Source organism: Fusobacterium sp. DD2, from assembly GCF_018205345.1.
GTDB lineage: Bacteria > Fusobacteriota > Fusobacteriia > Fusobacteriales > Fusobacteriaceae > Fusobacterium_A.
In genome coordinates this window covers 1-8,815 of the sequence record NZ_JADRHM010000085.1, presented here as the reverse complement: position 1 = coordinate 8,815, position 8,815 = coordinate 1, and the positions used below count along the sequence as shown (strand labels likewise).

3 protein-coding genes are annotated in these 8,815 nt (G+C 32.4%); 1 reads left to right on the top strand and 2 read right to left on the bottom strand.

The window, feature by feature from the left end; genetic code table 11:
• Positions 1 to 200 precede the first annotated feature (200 nt).
• A complete protein-coding gene (locus tag IX290_RS10530; RefSeq protein ID WP_211493147.1) occupies positions 201 to 1,964 on the top strand; it encodes a flavocytochrome c in 1,764 nt (587 codons plus the stop codon).
• A gap of 131 nt (positions 1,965 to 2,095) precedes the next feature.
• Here the strand turns inward: IX290_RS10530 and IX290_RS10525 are convergent, their stop codons facing one another.
• Together IX290_RS10525 and IX290_RS10520 are read right to left on the bottom strand one after the other, a co-directional pair.
• Positions 2,096 to 5,047 carry an autotransporter outer membrane beta-barrel domain-containing protein gene (locus IX290_RS10525; RefSeq protein ID WP_211493146.1) on the bottom strand — a complete coding sequence of 984 codons (2,952 nt, stop codon included), beginning with the start codon at positions 5,045 to 5,047 and terminating at the stop codon, positions 2,096 to 2,098.
• Positions 5,034 to 8,234: an autotransporter-associated N-terminal domain-containing protein gene (locus tag IX290_RS10520; protein WP_211493145.1), complete on the bottom strand. Its 3,201-nt coding sequence runs from the start codon at positions 8,232 to 8,234 to the stop codon at positions 5,034 to 5,036. Before IX290_RS10520 ends, IX290_RS10525 begins: the two co-directional genes overlap by 14 nt.
• Positions 8,235 to 8,815: the final 581 nt, after the last annotated feature.

Genomic DNA, 8,815 nt, shown 5'->3' with positions numbered 1-8,815 from the left:
ATAAAAAAACTTAATTATATAATCAATGAAAATATATATTTTAAATACTGTCTCAAAAATATAAATAATACTACGATTATAGAGAGAAAAATTTAAAAATAATACATTATTTTTCAAAAAAATGAAAAAATATATTGATTAAATGTTGTATATATAATATAATAATGGCAACGTTTATATTATTAAATTTGAGGTGTGATATGAAAAACAATAAGATTTTATTAAGCATTATGACTTTATTATTGACTTGTAGCGCTTATGCTGTTGAGTTTAAACCAGGAACATATGTTGGTGAAGCAAAAGGTTACAGAGGAGATTTTAAAGCAGAAGTAACAGTATCAAAAGACAAAATTGAAAAAATTAATGTAGTTGAAAATGGAGATACTCCAATTTTATCAGATGCAGCTGTAAGAAAAGTATCTGAAAATATAATTAAGTATCAAAGTTTAAGGGTTGACGGTGCAGCAGGAGCTACTTCTTCTTCAAGAGCAGTAGAAAGAGCTGTAAAAAATGCGCTTAAAAATTCTGGTGCAGATATGAAAGCATTAAATAAAAGACCAAAAATAGAAAAAGTTGCACAATTAAAGAAAGAAACTGTAAATGAAGATGTTGTAGTTATAGGTGCTGGAGGAGCAGGACTTGTAGCAGCAATAGAGGCAAAATTAAATGGGGCACAAAATGTAGCTGTATTAGAAAAAATGGCATTTGCTGGAGGAAATACACTAATTTCTGGAGGAGAATATGCAGCTCCTAATAACTGGATTCAAGAAAAAGAAGGAATTAAAGACAGTCCAGATACATTCTACAATGACATCTTAAAAGGTGGAGACAATGAAGGAGATCCAAAATTAGTTAGAGTATTAGCTGATAATGCACTAGATGGAGCAAAATGGTTAAGAGACTATGTAAATGTTTCTTTTGAAGATAGACAATTATTCTTTGGTGGACACTCAGTAAAAAGAAGTCTTGTACCAAAAGATGCTACTGGTGTTGAAATGATTAAAAAATTACTTGCTAAAGCTGATGAGTTAGGAATTAAAGTATATTATGAAACTCCAGCAAAAGAACTTATTATGGATAAAGATAGAGTTGTAGGAGTTAAAGCAACAAGTGAAACAACTGAATATACATTTAATGCTAAAAATGGTGTAATTATTGCAAGTGGTGGATTTGGTTCAAACGTTCAAATGAGAATGAAATATAATAAGGATATAGATGAAAGCATACTATCTACTAACACAGTTGGAATAACTGGTGACGGTATTGAAATGGCTCAAAAAATAGGAGCTAAAACTGAAGATATGCAATATATTCAAACTTACCCAACTTGTGACCCTATAAGTGGTGCACTATTATACTTTGGTGACGTTAGACTTGCTGGTGGAAGTATCTTAATTAACCAGGAAGGAAAACGTTTTGTTGAAGAGTTACAAAGAAGAGACGTTATCTCTATGGCTATAAAGAAACAAACTGGAAGCGTAGCTTACCAATTCTGTGACCAAGCTCAAGTTGATAACTCAGGAGTAGCTAAAAATCATAAAGGTGAAGTTGAATACCTATTCAATAACAAACTGCTTGTAAAAGCAAACAGTATTAAAGAAGCTGCTGATTTCTTTGGAATAGATGCAAAAGAATTAGAAAAAACAGTTGAAAAATACAATCAATATGCTAGAGATGGAAAAGACCTTGAGTTTAACAAGAGAGGAAAATTAACTCCATTTACAAAAGAAGGACCTTTCTATATTATGAAAGCAGTTCCAGCTGTTCACCACACTATGGGTGGATTAAAAATTGATGAAGATGCAAGAGTAATAGGAGCAAAAGGACAACCTATAAAAGGATTATTTGCAGCAGGAGAAGTTACTGGAGATATCCACGGAACTAACCGTTTAGGTAGTGACGCTATTGCAGATATTACAGTATTCGGTAAAATTGCTGGTAAAAATGTAATGTTAGAAAAATAAGATAAATAAATATAACCCCTGTAGTTGCTACAGGGGTTTTTTGTTTTTATAAAAATATTGAAATAATTTGAATTATTAAATAAGAAAATCCCCCCCTGTGTAGGGGGAGATTTTCTTATTTGGGGGGTAATCTAGAACTTAACTCTAAATTCTAAACCACCATTGATGGCTTTATTTGCACTAGAGTATCCAGCTTTAAGAGCTACACCGTAGCTTTCATTTTCAACACCTATTCTACCAACAACACCAATAGTTGCATTATCTTTCTTATCATTTACTAAGCTGTAGTATCCAGCACTAGTTCTATTAACTTTAGCTTTCATTGTATTATCATAGATGTTTCCAACTTCTTTAGATACATTTACATCTACTGATGTAACTATAATATTTTTACCAGCAGGAATATTATATTTAGTTTTGACTCCAGCATTTGGAACTACACTGTAATAATCTTTAGATTTAACATCTAATCTTATTTCACCTTTGTTTTCGTGAATCTTTCCAACTTTTCCAACTGCAAGATCTAATCCAGCATAAGGTTCAACAATTAAGTTTTCAGTGACTCTATAATTTCTTCCTACTCTATTATCTATGAATACTCCGTAAGTATTGTATTTAGATTTAGCATGGAATATATCATCAACTACTAGATATTTACGATCCATTCTTCTATATGATCCTTCAATACCAGCTTTCCATGTCCAGTTAACCTCGTTGTTGTATCCATAAGCATTTGATTTGTAGTATCCAATTTCTCCAGTTATAGCTTTTTCCTTAGATCCACCAATATCCTTAAATTTGAATTGTTCATTAGCAACTCCACCGAAGAATCCGCTACTTTGTCCAAGTCTAACAGTTTCATTATTATTAAGAATTATTACACCTTGTGCATCTCTTGTGTAATCATTTACATCAAGTTTACCAGATCTATATTTACTTGTTTCACCAAAAACTTTAACTTTCATAGTATCTTTTGTTTCTGTTCTCCAATGCATTAGGTTATCAAATTCTCTTGCAAATGTGTCGTGACTTGTTCTAACTCTTCTTAGAGTATTAGAGTATTGGTTACCCTTCATTTCATTTACAGCTTGTTCGAATAGTTCAGGTTCTCCTTTTCCTATTCCATTTAACTTAGTGAATACAAGTCTTTCTCTGCTTCCTAATGGCTCAATACCATATCTTTGTTCAATACCATCTAATTCATTATAAAGATCCTGATTAATTATGTTTCCATCTTTATCTTCTGCTGCTATTGTATATGGTATTTTTTGTAGTACAGCATATTCAAATGCTGATTTACTAGCAGTTTCTTTAATTGTACCTAACCAAGTTAAGCTTCCAGCATGTATATCAAATCTTATTTCAGCATTGTTACTCTTAAGTTTTTTAACAACTTCGTTATAAGGATCCATGATATTTTCTCCAACTTCTATTGTTTTAGCATTTGTATATTCTGTTGCTTCAATACCTAAGATTAAATCAAGAGCATCTATGTTGCCTATTGTATCAAGACCTTCAATTGGTTTAGTGAAGTTTATACCAGATGTATCAACATACATTCCAAGGTTATTAATCATGGAATCAGTTATGTGGTCTTGCATATGGAAGTTAGAGATATTCATGATATCATTATTAATAGTGATTTCTTCTATCTTATGTGAATTATCCACTGGATTTATAGTATCGATTCTAACAGGATTTACTTCTTTTCCATCTATTATAACTTCGATATTTCCAGTTTTTGGATTTTTCTTCATTGCTACGTCACCAAGAGATTTTTCAGGTTTACTTGCAGTTACAGTTGCAATTTGGTAAGAATTTACAGAAGTATCATCAGATTCCACACTATTTACAACAATTGTACCTTTCTCTTTAATTTCACTGTTAACCTGGTAGATACCGTTATTGCTAGAACCATCGACTATAATTCTACCGTAGTTTTTAATAACGGCATTATTAACAGCAAATATTGCATTTATACCAGTCTTAGTTGCATCTGTAATTTCAATAGTACCGTGGTTTTCTCCTACAGCTCCGTCATCAATATACATACCAATAGCTTTGTTTTCAGAAATATTGATTGTACCTTTGTTGACTGCTTTTGATCCACGTCCTATAGCAAATATTCCTATGCTGCCCTCTTTATCTACTTCAATAGTACCTTTATTGACTATCGTGGAAGTTGAAATTATTTCCTTAGTTTCAGGATTAACTTCTCCAGCTGCCATACCGATACCATAAAGTTGGTTAGCTCTGTCAGTAGCGCTTACTATAATATTACCATGTTCATCATTTGTAAGTGTAGCTCCACCATAACCGTAGATAGCTACGTTTCCTTTACCTTGAGACATATCTATAGTACCATCATTTACAATATTACCAGCTGAATAAATAGCATAGACTTTATCTCCATTAGCTTCTACTCTTGTATCCTGATCAAGTTTTATCTCTCCAAATTTATCTTCAGAGTAGATATAAGTTGCGTTATCTTTAAGTTTTATTGTTGAACCTTCATTTTTAAATTTAATTCCTGGGTTTCCAGCAGTTCCACTGTTTTTAAATACAAATGCATATCCTTCTTTACCAACATCTATATCTGCCTTGTTAGTGACATCACTGTTGTTTCCAGTTGTCATAAGAGCAATTGATGGATTTTCTTCAGTTGAGCTAGCCAGTGTAATATTAGGTCTAACTGAACTGCTTGAATGAGTTGTAACAGGTACAGGTCTTATAGAATCTGCAAGAGTTATGTTTGCATTTGTATCAAGAAGAACTGTTCCACTAGAAGATATAACTCCAATACCGCCAGATGAAACTTTAAGTTTTCCTGAGTTGACAGCTATATCTTTAGCATAGATACCAATACTGTTTTTACCAATTTCAATATCGTTGTTATTTATAAGTTTAGTGTTACTGTCATCAGTAAACATACCAATATGAGCATCTTCAACAGTTGCAACATCTGGAAGTACTAATTTAGCATTGTTAACCATTTCAGCACCTTTTCTACCAAGTAGAGCTATGTTATTCTTTTGCCCTTTTATAAAGATATTCTTATCGTTGGTAATTTTAACCTTCTCCATACATTCCTACAGCACCATTACCAGTAAGTTCGATATCACCATTATTGTGTACTTCCTGGTTAGTTATGGTATTGTCTTTGTTGTTACGAGCGTAGATACCTATTGCTTTATTTCCAGTTACCTTTATAGATCCTACGTTATTTACATGGATTTCACCTTGGTTAGCAACAGTTCCAAATTCATCAACTACAGGGTTTCCATCGTCATCTAGACGATAAGACATTGCTAATATTCCAAGTCCTTCATTGTCAGCAACTTCTATCTTACCAGTGTTATCAACTTTAGAACCGTTAACAGCATATATACCTATTCCCTGTTTGTTAGGGTTGCTGTTTTCAGAACCATCTTTGTTCTTACCAATTATGATTTCCCCTTTATTATTAACGATACCATGGTTTATAAATACACCAATAGCACCATTACCATTGTTATCAAGTCTTGCAGCTGAAACTTTAACTCCAGATTTGATATTGATTGAGTTATCAGCAAGTGCAGTTGCTTTTTCACTTGAGTTACCTTCCAAAACAACTACCTGGTCTTTAAAGTAATCTTTAGCCTGTTGAGTTGTTAAGAATGCAGTAACATCTTTATCAACATCAAGTTCCATAGCTGTAGATTTTCCACGAAGTAGAAGTTCAGAACCTGAGAAGTCTATTATTGCACCGTTACTTGCATAAAGTGCATATCCCTTACCGCTGTAATCTATCTTGGAATTTGTAAGAGTTATCTTTGAGTTTGCACCATCTGCATAGGCAGCATTTCCACCATTTTCAATTTTAACATTTGAGTGTTTAGCCTGGATCTTACCTGCATTTTGTGCAATAAATGGAACACCGTCACCTGTTTCACTCTTTACAAATATAGTTGGATCTGCAGGAGTGTCATTTAGTTCTATATATATTTGACCATTATTATCAGCAAATGCAATTACACTGTTACCAGTTATGTATGCTTTGATTTTATCTGGATGTTGATAGTATACCACTCCGTTAACTCCAGTAGCATAAGCACCAGTGATATCCTTAATATAGTTATTGCTATCCCCTATATTTATATCTCCATACAATCTTATAGTAGATGTAGGTTGAGCAATTGCAAGTTTTGTTCCTGTACCACCAGTTACATTTATTTTACCATTATAATCAACTGTAGGATTTATTTCACTACCTCCACCAGTTACACCTTCGGCAGTTACAATACCATTGTTATCTGTACCACCTGAGATTGTAAGCAGACTTTCTACTACATCTTCAGTACCTGGCGTTTTTTCAAGAATAGTAATTTTATCCTGGTTTGCAATTATTCCTATTCCTTTATTTGAATATTCTCCAATATCTATTGTAGCTGTTACTTTTGTTTCCTCTGCATGAGATTGGAGGATACCAATAGCTTCATCCACCTTATCATCTTTATAGTCAGGTTTAGTTATCTGTCCAAATGGTTGAGGAGCTTCCTTACCAATAGTTACTCTTGCAAGATTTTTTATATTTCTTGCAGCTTCACCTGTATTCATAGAAACAAATCCCATACTTTTATCTCCTAAAAGATCAATTGGTTTTTTAAGGTATACAAGGTGTCCCTCTCTCATAGTAGAGTTTCCAGAGTTTTGTGAGAAGATGACTCCTATTGCTTTAGGACCTCTTACCTGAGCAATAACATTATTTACAAATCCTGCTCTACCATATTCAAGGTTACTATAAGCCCAACCAGCAATAATTGAATTTTCTCCGTCAGCATACATTTTACCCTCGTTACTGTAAATCCATGCTTTTGCTTGGTATGTATCTGGAGTGTGTTTAATAATTATAGAGTCTTTACCTTTAGCAGTAATAGTTCCTTCATTATCTATAAAGTTAGTTCTGTATTCTCCGTCATAATGTGAAGTAGTATAGAAGTATGTAGATTTTTGTCCTTCTAAGTTTACCTGCCCTTTATTTATGAAAACAAGAGCTTCGTTTGCGTCTTCACCACATATACCAGAGTAATCTTTATAGCTTTTCAGCTCGTTATATCTTGCTTCGTCAATATATTTATTATTTTTATATAGTTCCAATGTTCCTGTTTCAGAACTAGATGAGAATGTTCCATCAGCCTGAAGTCTTTTATCTTTTACTCTTCCCTCTGTTTCAAGGTCAATTAGAATAAAATCATCTATTCTATTATTGATAACAACATCTTTACCAAACTCTGAGTATGGAACATTTAGAAGTGTGTTAAAGAATCTTTGATTAAATGATTCCTCAACTCCATCAGGTGGTGTAGTGTCACTGTGACTACTACTTTGGCTATAACCATTTTGTTTAGGAATTGATGCATCATATTCATAACCTGTTGCTGTTACCTTATTTCCTGGTTCCAGAGTGATAGTTCCCTTTTTAACACTTATCTGAGATATTATTCCATGGTTATTTCCGTACCAGATAGAATACTGACTGTTACTAGGGTTTGCCCCTCCACCAGTAAGTCTAGGTGGTGTAATAACAGGTACAGTAGATGGTATTATTTCAGGCGGTGTAGGTGCTTTGATAAATGTAGGTTCAAATTTAGCTGAAATAGTAGGTGGAGTAACCTCCGGTGTAGTAACGTTTATATCAGGAGCACTCTTAGGAGTGATACCAATAGTCAGAGTTACCTGTGATTTAGGTTCTTCAAATATTGTGTCAAAGTCCATAGTAGTTGCACCTAAAGTTCTCAATGGAACAGGAGTGATAGATGCTACACCTAAAGTTCCACTTGCACGTCTAGCTGCTAAAGAACTCTTAGAAATAAAACGTTCTAATGGATTAGCAAATTTCTTTCTATAAACTACTGGTCTTTTCTTACTATCTCTTTTGTCTTTAGACCATAAGTAGTTTACACCAAGTTGCCAAGATCTGTGCCAAGGTTTTACAACCTGTTCAGCTTGTTCCAGCAGTTCAGCTACTTCAATATCAATTTTATTAATTGAGTTTTCATTAGCACGAAGAAGTTCATCAATTTTAGCTTTCTGTCCATCGATTTCCGAATCCAGCTGCTGTCTGCTAGGCACTGTTTCAACAATTTCTTCAGTAATTATTATTTCTTCTTGTGTATAAGCCATATGCCCTGTTATAAGGAAATTTACTAACAGAGCGGTTGAGTAAGAATACATCTTTGACCGTTTCAAAAATGATTTGATACTTTTTTCAACATCAACGATAGTTTTCATATAATTTCCCCCCTCAGTAACGAAATAGAAAACAAAATAACCAATAACATTTTTTAAGTAGAGAGAACTGTGTAAAAATTGTCTTATATAATTAGTAATTACTATATGTTATATATACAAAATTTGTATTTATAATCATGAATATAAAAATTAATGTAATATAATGGCAAGTTTCAAAGTAAAATTATATTCAAAATCATTTAAATATGAAAAAATTCTTTCATATATTTTGTTAAATTATAGTATATAATATTCAATATATCAATAGCGTGTCTGAAATTAGATGAAATTATTAATAAAATTAAATATAATTAAATAAAAAGTGTGAAAATTTAAAAATATTAATCTATATTTAATTTATTAAGTATCTTTTTTATAGGCTGAAACAGCAAAAAAGAAACAATTTTATATAAAAATATGGGAAAAAACAGATTTCAAGTCCTATTAAGGACAAAATAACTAAGTTTTATTTCTGCGATATATGTGAATAACTAGTGAATTTATATCCGAACAGTGTGAAGATGGAGTGATAAAAATGATAATAAAGGGTTAATAATAGAGGTTTTGAAAAGAAAAAAGGG